Origin of the sequence: Sphingobium sp., assembly GCF_003248505.1 — a bacterium.
GTDB lineage: Bacteria > Pseudomonadota > Alphaproteobacteria > Sphingomonadales > Sphingomonadaceae > Sphingobium.
In genome coordinates, this window is record NZ_QFOA01000070.1 from 1 (window position 1) to 18448 (window position 18448).

The 18448-nt window shown below is 63.3% G+C and carries 20 protein-coding genes and 2 tRNA genes; 13 read left to right on the forward strand and 9 right to left on the reverse strand.

Annotation, left to right across the window (positions count from 1 at the left end; genetic code table 11):
- On the forward strand, nt 1-1183 hold a 1183-nt coding region (locus DI606_RS16245), incomplete at its 5' end, for a DHHA1 domain-containing protein (RefSeq protein ID WP_293984864.1).
- A gap of 112 nt (nt 1184-1295) precedes the next feature.
- A tRNA-Glu gene (locus DI606_RS16250) sits at nt 1296-1370 on the forward strand.
- Nucleotides 1371-1451: 81 nt separating this feature from the next.
- On the opposite strand, the gene DI606_RS16255 is transcribed toward DI606_RS16250, so the two are convergent.
- Nucleotides 1452-2861: a short-chain fatty acyl-CoA regulator family protein gene (locus DI606_RS16255; RefSeq protein ID WP_293984866.1), complete on the reverse strand. Its 1410-nt coding sequence runs from the start codon at nt 2859-2861 to the stop codon at nt 1452-1454.
- Between the two features lie 140 nt (nt 2862-3001).
- Between DI606_RS16255 and DI606_RS16260 the strand changes: the two genes are divergently transcribed.
- A complete protein-coding gene (locus DI606_RS16260; protein ID WP_293984868.1) occupies nt 3002-3175 on the forward strand; it encodes a hypothetical protein in 174 nt (57 codons plus the stop codon).
- 59 nt (nt 3176-3234) lie between these two features.
- On the opposite strand, the gene DI606_RS16265 is transcribed toward DI606_RS16260, so the two are convergent.
- From DI606_RS16265 to DI606_RS16275, 3 genes are all read right to left on the reverse strand, one after another.
- Complete coding sequence (locus DI606_RS16265) at nt 3235-4233, reverse strand: inorganic phosphate transporter (protein ID WP_293984870.1); 999 nt, start codon at nt 4231-4233, stop codon at nt 3235-3237.
- Nucleotides 4234-4244: 11 nt separating this feature from the next.
- The gene (locus DI606_RS16270) at nt 4245-5360 is read right to left on the reverse strand and encodes a DUF47 family protein (RefSeq protein ID WP_293984872.1); all 1116 of its coding nucleotides are present in this window, start codon (nt 5358-5360) and stop codon (nt 4245-4247) included.
- A gap of 257 nt (nt 5361-5617) precedes the next feature.
- Nucleotides 5618-5691: transfer RNA gene (locus DI606_RS16275), tRNA-Gly, on the reverse strand.
- Between the two features lie 109 nt (nt 5692-5800).
- On the opposite strand from DI606_RS16275, the gene DI606_RS16280 reads away from it, so the two are divergent.
- Nucleotides 5801-6715, forward strand: a complete 915-nt coding sequence (locus tag DI606_RS16280; protein WP_293984874.1) for a LysR family transcriptional regulator substrate-binding protein — start codon at nt 5801-5803, stop codon at nt 6713-6715.
- A gap of 1 nt (nt 6716) precedes the next feature.
- On the opposite strand, the gene DI606_RS16285 is transcribed toward DI606_RS16280, so the two are convergent.
- Nucleotides 6717-7706 carry a LacI family DNA-binding transcriptional regulator gene (locus tag DI606_RS16285; RefSeq protein ID WP_293984898.1) on the reverse strand — a complete coding sequence of 330 codons (990 nt, stop codon included), beginning with the start codon at nt 7704-7706 and terminating at the stop codon, nt 6717-6719.
- Nucleotides 7707-7793: 87 nt separating this feature from the next.
- Between DI606_RS16285 and DI606_RS16290 the strand changes: the two genes are divergently transcribed.
- The 5 genes from DI606_RS16290 (at nt 7794) to DI606_RS16310 (ending at nt 12504) form a co-directional block, all read left to right on the forward strand.
- Nucleotides 7794-8000: a DUF4169 family protein gene (locus tag DI606_RS16290; RefSeq protein WP_293984876.1), complete on the forward strand. Its 207-nt coding sequence runs from the start codon at nt 7794-7796 to the stop codon at nt 7998-8000.
- 303 nt (nt 8001-8303) lie between these two features.
- Nucleotides 8304-9521: an argininosuccinate synthase gene (locus tag DI606_RS16295; RefSeq protein WP_293984878.1), complete on the forward strand. Its 1218-nt coding sequence runs from the start codon at nt 8304-8306 to the stop codon at nt 9519-9521.
- 121 nt (nt 9522-9642) lie between these two features.
- On the forward strand, nt 9643-10263 hold the full coding sequence (locus DI606_RS16300) for an EF-hand domain-containing protein (RefSeq protein ID WP_293984880.1): 621 nt from the start codon (nt 9643-9645) through the stop codon (nt 10261-10263).
- 139 nt (nt 10264-10402) lie between these two features.
- Nucleotides 10403-11122, forward strand: coding sequence for a response regulator transcription factor (locus DI606_RS16305; protein ID WP_293984883.1), 720 nt, complete (start codon nt 10403-10405; stop codon nt 11120-11122).
- Nucleotides 11119-12504, forward strand: a complete 1386-nt coding sequence (locus tag DI606_RS16310; RefSeq protein WP_293984884.1) for an ATP-binding protein — start codon at nt 11119-11121, stop codon at nt 12502-12504. The genes DI606_RS16305 and DI606_RS16310 overlap by 4 nt, the downstream gene beginning before the upstream one ends.
- A 15-nt stretch (nt 12505-12519) precedes the next feature.
- Here the strand turns inward: DI606_RS16310 and DI606_RS16315 are convergent, their stop codons facing one another.
- From DI606_RS16315 to DI606_RS16325, 3 genes are read right to left on the reverse strand one after another with little or no spacing between them, the layout of a single operon-like run.
- Complete coding sequence (locus DI606_RS16315) at nt 12520-13290, reverse strand: SDR family oxidoreductase (RefSeq protein WP_293984887.1); 771 nt, start codon at nt 13288-13290, stop codon at nt 12520-12522.
- Between the two features lie 48 nt (nt 13291-13338).
- Entirely contained in the window at nt 13339-14085 is a 747-nt protein-coding gene (locus DI606_RS16320; RefSeq protein WP_293984889.1) for a LytTR family DNA-binding domain-containing protein, read from the reverse strand.
- 6 nt (nt 14086-14091) lie between these two features.
- Nucleotides 14092-15159, reverse strand: a complete 1068-nt coding sequence (locus DI606_RS16325) for a sensor histidine kinase (protein ID WP_293984900.1) — start codon at nt 15157-15159, stop codon at nt 14092-14094.
- Here DI606_RS16325 and DI606_RS16330 point away from each other — a divergent pair.
- From DI606_RS16330 to DI606_RS16345, 4 genes are all read left to right on the forward strand, one after another.
- The gene (locus DI606_RS16330; RefSeq protein WP_293984902.1) at nt 15073-15561 is read left to right on the forward strand and encodes a hypothetical protein; all 489 of its coding nucleotides are present in this window, start codon (nt 15073-15075) and stop codon (nt 15559-15561) included. The two genes, DI606_RS16325 and DI606_RS16330, sit on opposite strands and share 87 nt — an antisense overlap.
- A 73-nt stretch (nt 15562-15634) precedes the next feature.
- Nucleotides 15635-15889 (forward strand): hypothetical protein, encoded by a 255-nt coding sequence (locus DI606_RS16335; RefSeq protein ID WP_293984890.1) that lies wholly within the window; start codon nt 15635-15637, stop codon nt 15887-15889.
- Between the two features lie 52 nt (nt 15890-15941).
- Nucleotides 15942-16355, forward strand: a complete 414-nt coding sequence (locus DI606_RS16340) for an STAS/SEC14 domain-containing protein (RefSeq protein ID WP_293984892.1) — start codon at nt 15942-15944, stop codon at nt 16353-16355.
- 99 nt (nt 16356-16454) lie between these two features.
- On the forward strand, nt 16455-17003 hold the full coding sequence (locus DI606_RS16345) for a hypothetical protein (RefSeq protein ID WP_293984894.1): 549 nt from the start codon (nt 16455-16457) through the stop codon (nt 17001-17003).
- 238 nt (nt 17004-17241) lie between these two features.
- Here the strand turns inward: DI606_RS16345 and DI606_RS16350 are convergent, their stop codons facing one another.
- Nucleotides 17242-18378 carry a glycoside hydrolase family 43 protein gene (locus DI606_RS16350; RefSeq protein ID WP_293984896.1) on the reverse strand — a complete coding sequence of 379 codons (1137 nt, stop codon included), beginning with the start codon at nt 18376-18378 and terminating at the stop codon, nt 17242-17244.
- Nucleotides 18379-18448: the final 70 nt, after the last annotated feature.

The window sequence follows — 18448 nt, forward strand, 5'->3', positions numbered from 1 at the left end:
GCATCCCGACGCGGCGCGCCACGGTCATCTGGCGGCGGTGGGCGTCGCCTTTCTGCTCGGCGCGGCGCTCATCCGCGTGCTGCGCGGGCGCGGCTGGTTCGCTGCCCGTGCCGAACCCGCGCTGATCGACCTGCTCGACATCGTGGCGCTCGGCACGGTCGCCGACGTGGCGCAGCTCAAGGGGCTGAACCGCGCCTTCGTCGCCCAGGGCCTGAAAATCATGGCGAAGCGGCGCAACATCGGCCTCGCGGCGTTGATCGACGCCAGCCGTCTGACGCGTGCGCCGCTGTGCCATGACCTGGGCTTCGCGCTTGGCCCGCGCATCAACGCAGGCGGGCGCGTGGGGCAGGCGGACCTTGGCGTTCGGTTGCTCACCACCCAAGATCCCGCCGAAGCCGCCCGCATCGCCGCGCAGCTCGATCAGTATAACGAGGAGCGCCGTGCCATCGAAGCGACGGTGCAGGAACAGGCCGAAGGGCTGCTCGCTGCGCAGGGCAATCGCGCGGTGGCGGTGATCGCGGGCGCGGGCTGGCATCCCGGCGTCATTGGCATCGTCGCGGGGCGTATCAAGGAGAAAGCGGGCCGTCCCGCCATCGTCATCGCCTTGGACGATACGGGCGTTGGCAAGGGATCGGGTCGGTCCATCTCCGGCGTGGATCTGGGCGCGGCGGTGCTCGCGGCCAAGGACAGCGGACTGCTGATCGCGGGCGGGGGCCATGCGATGGCGGCTGGCCTGACCGTCGCCGCAAACCGTGTAGATGCGCTGGCCGACTATCTCGACGAACGTCTTTCCGCATCGGTCGCCAAGGCGCGCGACGATCGTGCGCTCCTGATCGACGCGGTGCTCGCGCCTGCCGGGGTCAACCCCGATTTCGTGGCGGCGATCGAACAGGGCGGCCCCTATGGCGCGGGCTGGCCCGCTCCCCTGATCGCCGCCGGCCCCATGCGGGTCATCAAGGCCGACGTGGTGGGTAACGGCCATCTCCGCGCGATCATGGCGGGCGACGACGGTCGCTCGATCAAGACCATTGCGTTCCGGCAGGCGGAGACCGATCTGGGTCAGGCGATCCTGGGCGCACCGCGCGACCGGCGGCTCTGGGTCGCGGGCAAGGCGAAGATCGACGATTGGGGCAGCCGGCCCGCAGCAGAGTTGCACCTGGAAGATGCGGCCTGGGCGGATTGAAGGGCATACCGCCTTCTTGTCATTTTCTTGCGCGAAGGGGGTTGACCCTCGCCCCGTCTCCCCGTAATTGCGCCCTCGCTTCACCGCGCTGCCACAAGGCGGCACGCTGAACGGCCCCTTCGTCTAGCGGTTAGGACGCGGCCCTTTCACGGCTGAAACACGGGTTCGATTCCCGTAGGGGTCACCATTTCCTTTTGTGGAATGCGGTGAGCATCTTCCAGTATCCTGGCCAAGGCGCAGATGGTCCGTTCGCTTGTCCCCCGCCCGATCACACCCGGCGGAAGGGGAATGGTGCGGCGGTTCGTTCGTAGCCGTGCAGGTCGATGGTGCGGGTGACAGGCGGCAGAGCGCGATCCGTGCAGTCGCGCCGCTCGCACAGGTGGCATGTGGGACCGATGCCGGTCGCCCGCCCGCCTCCTATGTCGATGCCGTCGCAATGGGCGATGCGCGCGGCGTGTCGGGCCTCGCAACCCAGGGCGATGACCGGGGCTGCATGGGCATCCGGTGCGGTGCGCGGAAGGCCGATCGAGAGGGTGACGTAGCGCTTGCCGTCCAGCGTCTCGATCAGTTGCGGGCGCACCTCGCCCTCGCCATGCGGCGCGTGAGCGTCCCAGCGGGGGCAGGTGCCGCCGAACCGTGCGAAGGGGTAGGCTTCCCCGTCGAACCGTTTGGAAACGATGCCCGCACGATCGATCTTCACGAGGAAGAAGGGAATGCCCCGCGCGCCTGTGCGACCCAGGCTGGTCAGCCGATGCGCCACCTGTTCGCCCGATGCGCCGAACCGGTCGCGCAGCAGCGGGATGTCGTGGCGACTCTGCTCTGCGGCCTGGCGGAAGCGGTCATAGGGCATGACGAGCGCGGCGGCGGCATAGTTGGTCAGCGCGACGGTCGCCAGCCGGCGGCTGTCTTCGTCGGGCGGTGCGGCCCGCGTCAGTTGCGCTGCGATCGGATCCGCCAACTCCTGCGCGCAGAGATGATAGGCGAGCGCGAACAGCCGCCCGGACGCCGCCAGTCGCTCGTTCAGCATCAGCCGCCGCCGGTGCATGTCGTAATGGCGCAGCGCGCCCGGCATCAGGTCCGCGCGCATCACCTGCGTCGCCATGCCGTGCCGGTCCTTCAGCCGTTGTCGCAGTCCGTGCTGGAGCAGCGCGGGATCGTCCGGCAGTTCGCCGGCGATGCGTTCCGCGCCTGCATCCAGTTCGGCGAAATGATTGCCCGCCTTCGCGATCGTTTCCCGCAGCCAGTCGAGCGGGGCGATCAGCGGAGCGCTATCTTCCCGCACGCGCTGGTCGCCAGGCAATCGCCGCAGGTCCGACAGCGCGCGATAGAAGCGGGCAATCGCTTCGCCCACGCCCGGATAATTCTCCGCCACGTCCAGCATCTCGTCCCGTCCGATGCCGATGTCGCGCACCAGCGGATCGGACAGGATTTCGGCCAGATCGCCCGACGCGCTGTCGGTGGCGGCGGCGGTGAAATCGCGAATGTCGATATCGTAGGTATTGGCGAGCCGCACCAGCATCTGCGCGGTCAATGGGCGCTGGTTGCGCTCCATATGATTGAGGTAACTGGGGGACACGCCCAGTTCCTCCGCCATCTGCGTTTGGTTGAGGGCCAGTTCGCGCCGCAGCACGCGCAATTTGGGGCCGAGATAAAGCTTGCGGTCGGGTTGTTCAGCCATGTTGTCATCATGTCATGAAATGACAATTCTACAAAATATAATCGTGACATCGGTTCACTCATCGGCCTTACGAAATCGTGTTCAGCTGTCTACTTCGTCGTCTACCAAAACGGGATCATTGCCACGAAAGGACGACAAAGATGACGACCGATACGATCGACCGACCGCAACCGGCCCGTTCGCGTGCGGTGTTCAGCGCGGAGGATTTCGGCCTTATCCGCACCGCCATCGCCCATTATCTGCGCGAGGTGCAGGACCGGCCTGAATCGGTCAAATATGCCAATCTCTACCACCGGCTGGGCCGGGTGGCTTAAACGACTGATCGGTCGGGCGGGGAAGGGCGCGGCGGGCAACCGACCGCGCCCGCGCTGCGTCAGAAGAGGCGCGTCAGCCCGTAGAACAGAGCGCCGATGGCGGCGGCTGCGGGCAGCGTGACGACCCAGGCGACGACGATGCTGGACGCAACGTTCCAGCGTACGGCGGACAACCGCCGTGAAGCTCCCACCCCGACGATGGCGCCGGTGATCGTATGAGTGGTGGAAACCGGAACCCCCAGGTGCGTCGCGAGGAACAGCGTGATCGCGCCGCCCGTCTCGGCGCAAAAGCCCTGGGCCGGGGTCAGGCGCGTGATCTTCGACCCCATGGTGTGGACGATCTTCCATCCGCCCAGCAACGTCCCCGTGCCCATCGCCGCCTGGCAGGACAGGACCACCCAGAAGGGCACATGGAATTCGCCGCCCAGCATGCCCTGCGAATAGAGTAGTACGGCAATGATCCCCATCGTCTTCTGCGCGTCGTTGCCGCCATGGCCGAGCGAATAGAGCGACGCCGACACCAGCTGAAGCCGTCGGAACACGCGATCCGCGCCCTGCGGGGTGAAGCGGCGGAAGATCCAGCTGATTACCAGCACCAGCATCAGCGCCAGAAACAGGCCGAGCGCGGGCGACACGACGATGGCGGCGGTGGTCATGAACACGCCGTTCCACACGATTGCCGCCAGCCCGGCCTTCGACACGCCCGCGCCCAGCAGCCCGCCCACCAGCGCATGGCTGGAGGAAGACGGGATGCCGAGAGCCCAGGTGATGAGGTTCCAGCTGATCGCGCCCATCAGCGCGCCGAAAATCACCTGCGGGTCGATGATGCTGGCGTCGATGATGCCCTTGCCCACGGTCGTCGCGACATGCAGCCCGAAGAACAGGAAGGCGATGAAGTTGAAGAAGGCGGCCCACGCGACCGCATATTGCGGCTTGAGCACGCGGGTCGACACGATCGTCGCAATCGAATTGGCGGCGTCGTGCAGGCCGTTCAGAAAGTCGAAGGCCAGCGCGACCGCGATCAGCGCGACGAGCAGGGGAAAGGCGATGGGGTCCATGACGCGTGCGGTCAGGCGTGGTCGATGACGAGGCCGGAAATCTCGTTCGCCACATCCTCGAACCGGTCTGTCACCTTTTCCAGATGGCTGTAGATTTCGTTGCCGACTATGAAGTCCATGGGGTTGCCCGACCGCGCCTTTTCATACAACGCCTTGAGCCCCGCTTCATGCAGATTGTCGGCATGACCTTCCAGCTTGACCAGCCTTTCGGTCAGGTCGTGTAGCCGGGTCGCATTGAGGTTGAGTGAGCGCAGCAGCGGCATCGCTTCGGCCGTGATCCGCGCGCATTCGACGATCAGCGCGCTCATGTCCTGCATCTGGGACGGGAAATCCCGTACCTCGAACAGGGCGATGGCCTTGGCCGTCTGGTTCATCTGGTCGATGGCGTCGTCCATCACCCCGATCAGGTCGGTGATCGCGCTGCGGTCGAAGGGGGTAACGAAAATGCGCCGTACGTCGAGCAGCACGTCGCGGATGATGTCGTCGGCACGATGCTCATGATCCGAAATCGTACGCACATGCGTCGCCATGTCCGGTCCGCCCTTCAGCAAAAGGGCTAGCGCGTCGGCACCCGCGACCAGAGTCGCTGCATGATCCTCGAACTGGTCGAAGAAGCGGCCCTGCTTGGGCATCAGCGCGTGGAACCAGCGTAACATTCCCGTCCTTCCCCGCTGCCTTTCGCGAATCGCCAGCAGCAATCGCAGGAACCATCCCGGATCGGCGGGCGGCTCCCGAAAAGCCGCTATGATCGTCTTCAAGTCAGGTTCGTCGACTGCCCTGGCGGCGTCGGCGACCGGGAACCAGCGCAACTCGCGCTGGCCTTGTTCGGGCCATTGCGTCAGGTGGCCTTTGACCGCAAGAGGAAAAACTTCGACCACCGCTTCCCGCGACCTGCCGCTGCGGCGGCGCTTGTCGTAGCGATAGCGACCGATGGCCGCCGGGCAGGCGATGCCGTGGATGCCGGCTTCTTCATAGGCCTCCAGTTCCGCAGCCCGGTGGCCGGGCAGGCCTTTGATTCGGTTGCCCTTGGGGATCACCCAGCGCCGCGTATCGCGCGACGTGATGAGCAGGATCTGCATCGTTCCATCGTCGGCGGTGGTATAGGGAAGGGCGGCAATCTGACGCATGCTTCGCCTGTAACGCCGCTGTCATAATTCGCAATGCCCCCCATGGCGCGCCAGCGCAATGGCGCGAACGTCGACTTTCGGATCGTGAAAAGCCGAATCGTCGCACCGTCCTCAGGCTGCCGGGCGAAGCCGGGGCGCGACCGCCCTTATTCGGTCAGGAGTGACGATGTCCTGCATCAAGGACGACGGGTTGCCTGGAAATAGGCTCGCTGCATCGGAAGCAATGCGGCAATTTGATACATGGTGAAGGAAAGGGCTGGAGCGGGTAGCGGGGATCGAACCCGCATCACAAGCTTGGAAGGCTAGTGCTCTACCATTGAGCTATACCCGCCCGGCAGGAAATCGCCCTGCCATCAACCCGGTGTCCTCGTCAACCGCCTTTGGCGGGGGCGGCAACTTCTCCCTTAACGGCCAGTCTGCTTTCCACTATCACCATGCGGATGCACAGTCCGCCCCTGCGCCAGTTGGACATATTCGCGCAGATGGTGGCGGCGGGCGACGCCGCGCGGTGTGCCAGCGACCTTGGAATCGACACCGAATCGCTGCTGGAGGAACTGGCCTCGCTGGAATTGCGCTTGGGCTACCGCCTGTTCGACGATCCGGGCGGTCGTGCGCGGTTGACCGAAGCGGGGCGGAAGACCGCGCGGGCGATGACTTTGCTGGCCCAGGACGAAAGCGCCGAGGTGCCTGCGGAAGAGGCAACCTGTGCAAAGGACATGATCCCCGCGCCGCCCTCTCGGCCCCACGGCATCGTTCTGGCGGCACCGCCCCCCGTTTTCGGTCATGTGCAGGAAGCGCTCGCCGCGTTCGAAGCCGCCAACGAAGATATTGCGATCACGCTGGATCTTCATGTGCACAACGCCCATGATGCGGCAAAGGCGTTGTCGTCCGGCAGCGCGGATATCGCCTATTTCTATGCGCTGGAGGAACCTCAAGGCCTTTCTTCCCGCTATGGCTGGTCGGAACCATTGAACCTTTACGCGGGCCAAGTTCACCCTCTGGCGCGCATGGACAGCGTCGGGCGCGATGTCCTGAATTCGGTGCCGCAGATCGCGCTGGAAGCGGGCAACGGCGTGCGCGCCATCACCGATGCGGCCCTGCGCCGCGCTCGCGCAGACCTTGAAGCGACGTCTGTCGAAAGCGATAACATGACGGATATCATCGCGGCGTTGCGGGCGGGGCGGGGCGTCTTTGCCGCATTCGGTCCACTGGCGCGCGATGTGGGGCGCATGGCAGGCATCCGTCGCCTGGCGCTGGATGTGCCCTTGCCTTCGGTCGAAATCAGACAGGCAGTCGGGGCGGGCGCGACCGACAAGCCGGCGGTTCAGGCGCTCGCGGACTTCCTGTTCCTCTAATCTAATCGGCGGCTGGCCCGGTGCTGCCGCGTTCGACCAGGGTGAAGGGGAATTCGGGCATGGCGGCAGCGCCGTCGACCAGTGCGTCGATGACGGCCCGCCCCATTTCCTCCAGCGGTTGCCGCACGGTCGTGAGCGGCGGCCAGGACGTTTGGCTCGCCGTCGTGTCGTCGAAGCCTGCCACCGATATGTCTTCCGGTACGCGAAGCCCGATACGATGCGCCAGCGTCAGCACGCCCAGCGCCATTTCGTCGTTGGTGGCGAAGATGGCGGTCGGTCGGTCCGCCCGCAACAACAGCGTCTCTCCCGTCTCGAGGCCGGAGGCGAAGTCGAACCGCCCTTGTATCAAGGTGACCGCGTCGAGAGAAACGCCCGCCGCATCCAGCCCCTCGCGAAAGCCGTCGACGCGGCGAGCCGCCGATTCGTGACCGGGCGGCGGAGTGATCACGCCGAACCGCCTGTGGCCCAGGGCGACCAGATGGTCCGCCACCATCCGTCCCGCTGCATGTTCGGGTGTGTGGATGTTGAACCCGTTGCCGATCGTGGATCCGGCAATGCGGGCGCAGGGAAGGCGCATCTGCTCAAGCCGTGCCAGCAGCTTGGCGTCATCGGACAAGGGCGGCACCAGTAGCACGCCATCGGGCCGCAGCGCCGCCACCAGCCGGTCGAGCACGTCGAACCTCTCCTCCGCGCCCGCGGAAATCGGCTCGACAACCAGATGATAACCCAGGTCGCGGCAACGCCATGCCGCGCCCATCTGGATGCGGCTGACATAACCGGGTGCGGGATTGTTGTAGAGAAAGGCGATCATGAAAGATCGGCCGCCCGCCAGCCGCCGGGCCGACTGGTTGGGGCGATAGCCAAGCTGGTCGATGGCCTGCTGCACCCGCGCGCGCAATTCCGCGCTGACGTTCGGAGCCTTGTTGACGACGCGCGACACCGTCTTGATGGAAACGCGGGCCAGTGCGGCGACATCGTGGATGCTGGTCATCATTCCCTGATCTTCAAACTGCCGCATCGTCATGCCCAGCGTGGAGGCAGGATGGCAAGTCTCCACGTGGCGCGCTAGGCATAGGGCATGGGTGACGTGATCAATCTGAGACAGGCGCGCAAGGCCAGAGCGCGAGCCGACAGGGAAAAAGCAGCGGAGCAGAATCGCGCGAAGTTCGGGCGGACGAAAGGCCAAAAGTCGCGGGATGAAGCAAACAAGTCGAACCTGGAGAAGGAAGTCGACGGCGCGCGGCGTGTCGACAGGATCTCCGAATCCGATATCGTGGACGATTAGATTCGAGAGGACTGGACTCCCCAATTCCGGCTGCCGCAACTGCCGTGACGACCCCGCTACGCGGCAATCGCTGCCCGGGCATTGGGGGGCGGCGCGGTATTGGCGCGGTGCCTCCGCCCGGATGGGATGCAAGAATATTGACTGCGGAGGCCGTCAATAAGCCGGTTGCTCATGAGCAATCCATTTCGCCCGATCGCAGCCAAAGGGTCTGTTTCGTCTTGCGCAGTTGCGCTTTGCCAGCGTGCCTGATACCGGGCGCGCGCACCTGAAACGCCCATTCCGGCTGGAAAGAGTCCCCGCGCCATGTCCGACAAGATCAACCGTATCGTCCTCGCTTTCTCGGGCGGCCTCGACACGAGCGTGATCCTCAAATGGTTGCAGCAGACCTATGAATGCGAGGTGGTCACCTTCACCGCTGACCTGGGTCAGGGCGAGGAGCTCGAACCGGCACGCGCAAAGGCCCGGCTCATGGGGGTCAAGGAAGAGCATATCTTCATCGACGATCTGCGCGAAGAATTCGTCAAGGATTATGTCTTTCCGATGATGCGCAGCAACGCGCTTTACGAGGGGCTTTATCTGCTCGGCACGTCGATTGCCCGTCCGCTGATCGCCAAGCGCCAGATCGAGATCGCCCGGCAGGTGGGCGCGGACGCGGTCAGCCATGGCGCGACTGGCAAGGGCAACGATCAGGTCCGCTTCGAACTTGGCTATTACGGCCTCGCCCCCGATATCAAGGTCATCGCGCCCTGGCGCGAGTGGGATTTGACCAGCCGCACCAGACTGATCGAATTCGCCGAGCAGCATCAGATTCCGATCCCCCGCGACAAGCGCGGCGAAGCGCCGTTCTCGACGGATGCGAACATGCTGCACACCTCGTCGGAAGGCAAAGTGCTGGAAGACCCGTGGGAGGAAACCCCGGACTTCGTCTATTCGCGCACCGTCAACCCGGAAGACGCGCCCGATGCCCCGGAATATATTACCGTCGATTTCGAACGCGGCGACGGCGTGGCGATCAACGGCGTGGGCATGTCGCCTGCAACCCTGCTCGAAACGTTGAACGATTACGGTCGCAAGCATGGGATCGGTCGGCTCGACCTGGTCGAAAACCGGTTCGTCGGCATGAAGTCGCGCGGTATGTATGAAACCCCCGGCGGCACCATCTATCACCTGGCCCATCGCGGCATCGAGCAACTGACGCTGGATCGCGGGGCAGCGCATCTCAAGGACGAACTCGCGCCCCGCTACGCCGAACTCATCTATAACGGCTTCTGGTTCTCGCCCGAGCGCGAGATGCTTCAGGCCGCGATTGACCATAGCCAGCAAAAGGTGACCGGCACCGTTCGCCTCAAACTCTACAAGGGAGGTGTCTCCGTCGTCGGTCGCAAGTCGCCCTATTCGCTGTACAGCGAGAAGGTCGTGACGTTCGAGGATGATGCGGGTGCCTATGACCAGCGCGATGCCGCCGGGTTCATCAAGCTCAATGCGCTGCGGTTGCGCCTGCTGGGGCGCCGCGACGGCTGATCCGATACAGTTTGCGACAAATAAGCCGGGTTTGTGACAAAGTTGCGGGACAGGTCTTTCCGATAAGCGTCGTCAAGGGTGGCAACAGGCCGCTCGGATGAACGCACAGAGGAAGACTATCATGCTCCGTTCCTTTTTCATGACCGTCGCAGCGGGATCGCTGTTCGTAGGTGGCCTTGCCGCCACCCATGTCGCCTTTGCCCAGCCCGGCCCCGGCGATGGCCCGCGCGCGCGCGGAGGCCTGATGATGCAGGCCGACGCTAACAAGGATGGCCGCGTCAGCAAGGCGGAGATGACCGCCGCGCTGGAGGCGCGCTTTGCCCGAATGGATGTCGATGGCGATGGCAAGCTGACGCCCAAGGATCGCGAACTCAAGCGCCAGCAACGTCTGGACGCGCGCTTTGCCGAAATGGATACCGATCGCAACGGCCAGATCAGCAAGGCCGAATTCACCGCCGCACAGGAGGCGCGTGCCAGCAAACGCGCCGAAATGCACAGCGGCGGACCGGGTGGACATAAGTGGCGCGGTCGCCCGCACCGCGGTTTCGGTATGGCAAGGCCGGGCAGCAAGGATGCTGTCGTGACCAAGGCGGACTTCGTGGCGCGGGGCATGGCGATGTTCGACCGGGCCGATGCCAATAAGGACGGCTTCGTCACCGCCGACGAGATGAAGGCAGCGCGTCAGGCGATGCGCGGCACCTGGCAGGATCGCAAGGGACCGCCGCCGCCGCCGCAGAACTGATCCCACGGGCGGGGGAATAGGCGGCGGTGCTTCGCGGCCCATCAAGACCCCGCCGGTTCCCGCCCTATGGTGAAGGACGAAGGCTGTTCCCTCGCCTTCGTCCTTCCAACCCACCGCAAGCCATGACAGACAGGGCACCATGAGCGACCGTCCCCACCTCCTGCTCGTCGATGACGAGCGCTCGATCCGCGAACCGCTGGCCCAGTATCTCTCCCGCAATGGCTTTCGCGTTACGGCGGTGGAGGGCGCTGCCGATGCGCGCGTCCGGCTCAACGCCAATGCCATCGACCTCGTCATCCTCGACATCATGATGCCGGGGGAGGACGGCCTTTCGCTATGTCGCCATATCCGTGAGACGAGCGAAATTCCCGTTATCCTTCTGACCGCCAAGTCTGAGGAGACGGACCGCATCGTAGGGCTGGAAATGGGCGCGGACGATTATGTGCTCAAACCTTTTTCTCCCAGAGAACTCGTCGCACGCATCAAGGTGATCTTTCGCCGGGTCGCGACGGGCGGGCAGCGTGTAACTGCACCCGATGGCGCAACCTACGCTTTTGCCGACTGGCTTTTGAAGACGCAGGAACGCACACTGGTCGATGCGGAGGGCGTGTCGCTGCCGCTGTCGACCGCCGAATATAACCTGATGCTGGCCTTCGCCACGCGGCCCAACCAGGTATTGAGCCGCGACCAGCTGCTCGACATCACGCAGGGGCGGGAAGCCAATGCGTTCGACCGGGCGATCGACAACCAGATCAGCCGTCTGCGTAAAAAGATCGAACCCGATCCCAGAAATCCCAGCCTGATCAAAACAGTGTGGGGCGGCGGCTACATGTTGTCCGCCGAGGTGCGCAAATTGTGAGGCGTTTCTGGCCGCAAAGCCTGGTTGGGCAAATCATCGTCCTGGTGGCGGTCGGCCTTTTCGTCGCGCAGGCGATCAACTTCGCGCTCTTGCTGAGGGAGCGGAACCGGCTGATGTTGACAGGGCAGACTGCGCCTGCCGTCTATCGCATCGTCAACGCACTCGACGCCCATTCGGACCGCCGCCGCGATGACGAGGCTGACGGTGCCGAAAATTCGGGGCAGAGGCGGGCGCGCAACGAATGGCGCACAGTGCGCTTTTCCCAGACCCGTCCCGCGCTGGACGGGAGACCGCGCCCGGACATCGAAAAGCGCGCTGCCGACATGTTTGCCGATGTCGGCCTGCCAGTCCTGTCGGTAGCGGCGGCGGAGGATCATCAGCTTATGCCGATCCGGCGGTGGGAGGTCATCCGGATGCGTGCGACCGGCGAGCCTATCGCGGACCGTCGCATGGCGCGATTGACGCTAGCGGTCCAATATGCGCCGGGTCGCTGGGTCACTGCGCAGGCCCGGAGCGGCGACCGCCCACCGCGTTTCGGGGGTTGGCTGATCTGGCAGACGCTGATCCTCTACGGCGTGGTGCTGGTGCCGCTGCTCTGGATCGGCAGGCGCATGGCCAGACCGATGCAGCAACTGACAGGGGCGGCGCACCAATTCGCGCGAACCGGCGCGGCCGATCCGGTCGAGGAGCGGGGGCCGGGCGACGTGCGCGATCTGACCCTGGCTTTCAATGCCATGCGCGCCCGGATCATGGCCATGCTGGACGAAAAGGACCGGATGCTGGGCGCAATTGGGCACGATCTGCGTACACCGCTCGCGTCCTTGCGCGTGCGAGCCGAGTCGGTAGAGGATGAAGGCGAACGCGCTCGCATGTCGCAGACCATCGAAGAAATGAACCGGATGCTGGAGGACATCCTCTCGCTCGCCCGTGCGGGGCGGAGCAGCCAGCCGGCGCAAAAGGTCGACATCGCATCCCTCGCCGATGCCGTCGTCGACGATTTCATCGAACTGGGATCCCCCGTCCATCTGGCAGAGAGCGAGCGGGCCGTCGCCTTCGTTCGACCGCAGCAGGTCCGGCGCGCGCTGCGCAATCTTATCGAAAACGCTATTGTTTACGGAGAGCGGGCGCATGTTTCCGTGACGCGGGAGGGGACGATGATCCGCGTTGCCGTGGCCGATGACGGGCCAGGTATTGCCGAGGACCGCATGGCCGAAATGCTGGAGCCGTTCACCCGACTGGAAGGGTCTCGCAATCGAGAGACGGGCGGCGCTGGGCTTGGTCTGGCGCTGGTTCGGGCGATCATGGCCGAACATCATGGCGAGCTGCGATTGTCGAACAGGGTCGAAGGCGGCCTGGAGGCGAGTTTGCTCTTTCCCGCCTGACCGCCCCGCAAAGCATCAGTGCGCGTAGATCATCTTGCGCGTCATCCCGCCATCCACCGCGATCTCCTGCCCGGTGATGAAGCCTGCTCCGTCCGACGCCAGGAAAACAACCGTCGCAGCAATATCAGAAGGATCGCCGACCCGCCCCGCGGGATGTTGCGCCTTGTCGATGTCGCGGTGCTCCACGGCTTCCCGCTCGCTCGCCTTGGCCCAGGGGCGTGTTTCGATCCAGCCGGGTAATATCGCGTTCACGCGAATGTCCGGTCCAAGGCTGACCGCGAGGGCATGGGTGAAGGCGCATAGCGCGCCTTTCGCTGCGGAATAGGCTTCGGTCTGCGGCTCCGACTGGACGGCGCGCGTGGACGCCATGATGACGATTGAGCCCTTGCGCTGGCGCAACGGCGGCACTGCCGACCGCACCGTCAGAAACGCGCCGGTCACATGGCTATCCTGCCAAGCCTGCCACTTTTTAAGGTCCAGTTGCTCGATCGGGCCGCTCACGGGATCGGAAATGCCAGCATTCGATACGAGCAAATCGATGCCCGGCGCTTCGCCTGCCTCCCCGCACCAACTCGAGATTTTCTCGAACGCCTTTTCCACGTCTCGTTCGCTCGCCACGTCGGCACGAATGACGATGAGGGTGGGCGTGGGCAGTTCGGCGGTCAGATCGCGCACCGCCTCGGCATCCTTGTCGAGCACCGCGACGCGCCAGCCCTGTGCCAGCAGCGCCTGCGTGATGCCCTTTCCGATGCCCTGAGCGCCACCGGTTACTATCGCGATCTTCATATGTCCTCCGTCCTGTCGGGCGGGGGAACGCACGAAGACGCGTTTCGGCTATCGGCCCGTCATCGCGCGCGCGTTGGCTAGGAAGGTGCGCCCGATGCGGATCTCGTTGCCATCGGCCAGCGCGGCGAACCATACGCCGCTACCGTCGTGGCGCAACCGGGCGATATGATCGCGCCGGACAATGTGGCTGCGGTGCAGGCGAACGAACATCTGCGGGTCCAGCCTTTCCTCAAGCGAACTGATCGTCTGATGCAACAGATAGCTGTGCCCGCCGACATGCAGCCGCATATAGTCGCGCTCCGCCTCGATCCGTTCGATCTGATCGGCGGCGATGCGGATGAGTTCGGACCGATGCGGCACCCAGAATTCCTCGGCCCATTCCGGGGCGGGCTCGGCCGGGACGTGGCTTTCCGTCGCGGGAAGCTGATGGCGCAGGGCCATTTCGACCCGGTCGATGGCACGGTTCAGCCGGTCGTGCGCAACGGGTTTCAGCAGGTAATCGACCGCGGCAAGATCGAACGCCTCGACCGCGAACCCTTCGAACGCAGTGACGAATATGACTGCCGGACGAATGCCCATGCGCCCGATTGCGCGCGCCACGCCTATTCCGTCGAGCAGCGGCATAGCGATGTCGAGCATCACGAGATCGGGCTTGAGACCTTCGATCAGGCGCAGCGCTGCCTCACCATCCGTCGCGGTGCCGACAAGTGCGATGCGCGGCTCGCGGGCGCACAGCATCTGGAGACGCTCGACTGCGAGCGGTTCATCGTCGACGATCATAGTGCGAATGGACATGGACGGTCAGCAACCCTTGCGGATGACAGGCAGAGTCAGGAGAACCGAAAATCCCTTCTCCTGCCGCGGGCCATAGACGATCCGTCCCCGATCGCCAAAACGCGCGCCAAGGCGGTCGCGGACATTGGCAAGGCCGATGCCGCTTCCGGCGTCGCCTTCGCCGGGTGGATTGTCGCCATCGTCGGAGACGGCGATGTGCATGAGGTCGCCGTCCTCACGCGCTGTAATAGTGATCGTCACCGGCGCACGGGTCCGCGACACGCCGTATTTGATCGCATTCTCAACCAGCGGCTGAAGGATGAGTCCGGGCACGCAGGCGTTGAGCAACGACGGCGGAATATCGATAACCGTGATGAGCCGGTCCGGGAAGCGGACGGCCTCGATGTCCAGATATAATTTCTGGAGATGCACTTCTTCCTCGAGCGGCACATCGTCAAGCGGATCGCCGGTCAGGCTGGTGCGATAGAAGTTGGACAGCGACATGATCATCTTTTCCGCCTCGTCGGGCTTGTCGCGCATGACGAGAGTGGAAAGCGAATTAAGTGTGTTGAACAGAAAATGCGGGTTCACCTGATAGCGCAGCGAGCGCAATTCGGCCTGTTGCGCGGCACGCTCAAGCCTAGCCGCGCGACGTTCCGTCCGGTGCGCCTCGCTGGCATAAGAGAGCGCGAGGTAAAGGCCGGCCCAGGCCGCCAGGAAAAAATAGCGGGTCAAAGCATCTTCGGCTATCGCGTAAGCTGCATAGCTCTGTTCCCGAACTATCCGGGTCTGTTCGCCATCTGACAAAAAATTTCCGGGATCGTATACATTAAAAATGTAAAAGTTCGCTAGCGCCATGGCCAATGCGAACGGTGCAGCGAGCGAGAAGGCCGCAACTACACGTCCTGCCAATTTGGTACGGTCGAAACAGCGCAGCACGAGATAAAAAACCCAAGTTGCAATGATACCAATCACCGCAACGACCATTCGCCGGATTGCCATTTCGCCTTGAGCATCAAAGCCGACTACAGCGGCGCGAAGACTGGCGATCAGCGTATAGAAGAACCAGAAGCCCAGGATGGAATAGAGCGCGATGGTCGGCGCGACGCCCCGATCGCTGTCTTCTCGAAGATCGTTCATCATGCTGTTTTACGACTGCGACGCAAAAATGTCTGCAACGCGCACGGTTGCTGGTCGAACGGCGGCCCACGTTCGTCGAAGGGTTCGGGGAACCGCTGCCGTCCGCCTGCCGTTGACGATGTGGCAATGAGCGATATCGGGAGAATAGGCATGAGCAGTACCTCCGACGGGTCACAGGACCGCCAAGACAATGCGGAAGAAGCTCGCAAAAGCGACGCGCAGGATCGCCCCCTTAGCTGCGACGAGAAGCTGGAGGAAGGCCTGGAGGATTCCATGGACGCATCCGATCCTCCGTCGTCTACTCGTCCTCATGACAAAGGCGATCCGGTCCCATCCTCCGGTTTTAAAGAGGAATGATGACGAAGTGGCATTGGCCATGATAGTTTGACCGAAACCAGAAAATTCGTTCGCGGAAAAAAGGAGCCTCGACATGCCGACTTCATGCACGCCTGTGGTGGAACGGATCGCCCGGGTTCTTGCCGGTCGACATATCAGCCTTAACGGCGGCGGCAACGAGGCGCACGCGGCGGGCGCGGTGGATGCCGCTTGGCCCGACCATGTCGATGATGCTTATGCCATTCTGCACACATTGCGGGAACCGGATGCACAGATGGCGCAGGCGGGCGATGTAGCGGTGTGGCGCGCGATGATCGGATCCGTGCTGCAACGAGAGGTCGATGCGTAATGCGCTAACCGATTGGTAATGACGGCTTCGTATGGCGACATGCGGAGGCCGCATGTATCGCATTCAGTTTCGCCACGACATAAATTTGCTCGATATTGCATGGCACGGGCTCTTCACGCACGACGCTGTCGTAGACTATGCGCGCGATGTTAAAGCGCGTTTCGTCGAGGAGGGGTTTCGACCCGGCTATCGACTTCGCATGGATATGAGCGAAAGCGCCGTGCAGCCGCAGGATGCGCTATCGGCCTTTCGCGAAAATCTGGGGGACGGGCTTTTCCCGCGCGCGTCGCGCATTGCGATCGTCACCCGCAGTGCGATCGCCCGCCTGCAGGTAAAGCGGGAGATGACGCAATCCTACCTCCGCATTTTCGAGTCAGCGCACGACGCCTTCATATGGCTGACGGAAAGCGACGCTTCTATCGCCTCGTCGCTGTCACCGAATTTACATGTTGCGCTGCACAAATAAATCTGGTCCGTTGCTGAATAGCGGTGGAACGGGCGCTTAAGCCTTCGGTAACCATAGAGGGCGCATGTTTCCATCGACGTAAAGTCGGAGGGCATTATCATGGGCACGAGTGCAAGACCGGCAGACGGGGCAGTCACCCTGGCGGAGTTGCGGGAATTCGCCAGCTTCCCGTCTGCAACCCAGCGTTATATCAGACGATCCCTGGATATCGGGCTTCATCGCCGCGACGCGATGAAGCTGTGGTCACGCGATATGGTGGAAGCAGCTTCCATCCGCGCGCAAGCCCGCATCTATGGACGCATCGACGAGATTAAGGCGCGGGTACCCGACGACAGCGGTCTCGATCAGGTCGAACCTTTCATGGCGCCTCTGGTGACGATATCGGCGTTCGATCTGGGCCAGGACAGGCTGGTCAGCTTTTCGGCCTATCGTTTCCTTTATGAGCGTCTGCTCGGCGCAGGCGCACGTCCCTGGCTTCCCGGCGCGTTTTGCGCGGCAGCGAGCCTGCCCCATCTGCACCCCGACAAGCGGCGCGTACTGTTACAATCGATCAGCGAGGCGGCCGCAACGGCGGCGGGTTGGTCGAACCGGGAGCCGACCTTCTATCCCGAATGGGTGGAAAAAGTGGATTTGAGCAAAGCGAATTGACGGCAGCGCGCGACCGGGTAGTTCGTGGTGCTCCAACCGGTCTTGCTCCGTTTGATATCATTGTGGCGGGGCGGTCGTCCGTGCAGCGGCGGGCGTAAAGAGGCACAGCATCGAATGATAGGCGGTCTTTCGATCCTCTATGTCGGGCGCCGCTGTCCATCGTCCTGTTTTCCCGCCGCCACGTTTAATGGCCGGGCAGAAACGCGGGGGAACGATACTTCCCCCGCGCCGGGCGTGCTTAGTTTGCGGCGCTTTCCTTTGTGTTTTTGGCAACGAAAGGATTGATCGTCTGGATGGTGCCGTCGGGATTATATTTCAGTTCGGTCACCTTGACGTTGCGCAGGCGCGTCTGGCCCGAAAGCTGGCTGTCGGCGTAGAACAACCACCATTTCCCGCCCCATTCGACGATAGAATGGTGTGTCGTCCAGCCTTCTACCGGCTCCAGGATGCGACCTTTGTAGGTGAACGGGCCATAGGGGCTGTCGCCTATGCCATAGGCCAGATAATGAGTGTCGCCGGTCGAGTAACTGAAGTAATATTTGCCCTTATATTTGTGCATCCATGCTGCCTCGAAGAAGCGGCGGTCATGGTCTCCGCCCAGAAGCGGCTTGCCCTTGTCGTCGACGATCTGAATCTCGCGCGGTGTCTCGGCGAATTCCAGCATGTCGCCGCTCATTTTTGCGACGCGTGGGGCAAGAGCGGGCTTGTCGTCCTGGCCAAGGTCGGTCTTGGACCCATTCGGATCATATTTGCCGGTGGCATAACGCTGAAGCTGGCCACCCCAAATGCCACCGAAATACATGTAGCTCTGCCCGTCCTCGTCCGTGAAGACTGAGGGGTCGATGGAAAAGCTGCCCTTGATCGGCTTTGGCTGGGCCTTGAAGGGACCCATCGGGTCTTTTGCGGTGGCGACGCCAATGTGGAAGACGCCTTCCTTGTCCTTGGCGGGGAAGTAGAGATAATATGTGTCGCCCTTTTTCGCGGCATCGGGCGCCCACATCTGCTTGTCTGCCCAAGGTACGTCCTTCACGTCGAGCGCGACCGGGCCGACCGTGACGGGACCGCCGATCTTGTCCATGCGCAGCACGCGATAGTCGCGCATCTCGAAATGGCTGCCAAGATCGTCTTCCACCGCCGGGCCATCGATATCGTGGCTGGGGTAAACGTAGATCTTGCCATCCCAGACATGTGCGGACGGGTCCGCCGTATAGATATCCTTCACCAGTGGCTGCGACAGGTAATCCGTATCGGGACGCTTGACCGCGTCCGCCTGTGCCGTTGCCTGGCTGTTGCCGGTCTGGCTGGACTGCTGGCAACCGGCAAGAAGGGCGATGGCGAGCGGCAGGGCGCAGAGGTTGCGCGAAATCTGGGGCATATGGTCCTCTCTTCTTTTGCTGGAATTGGATAGCGCTATCATGACGCGCTGGCAATTGCCGCCGCCAATT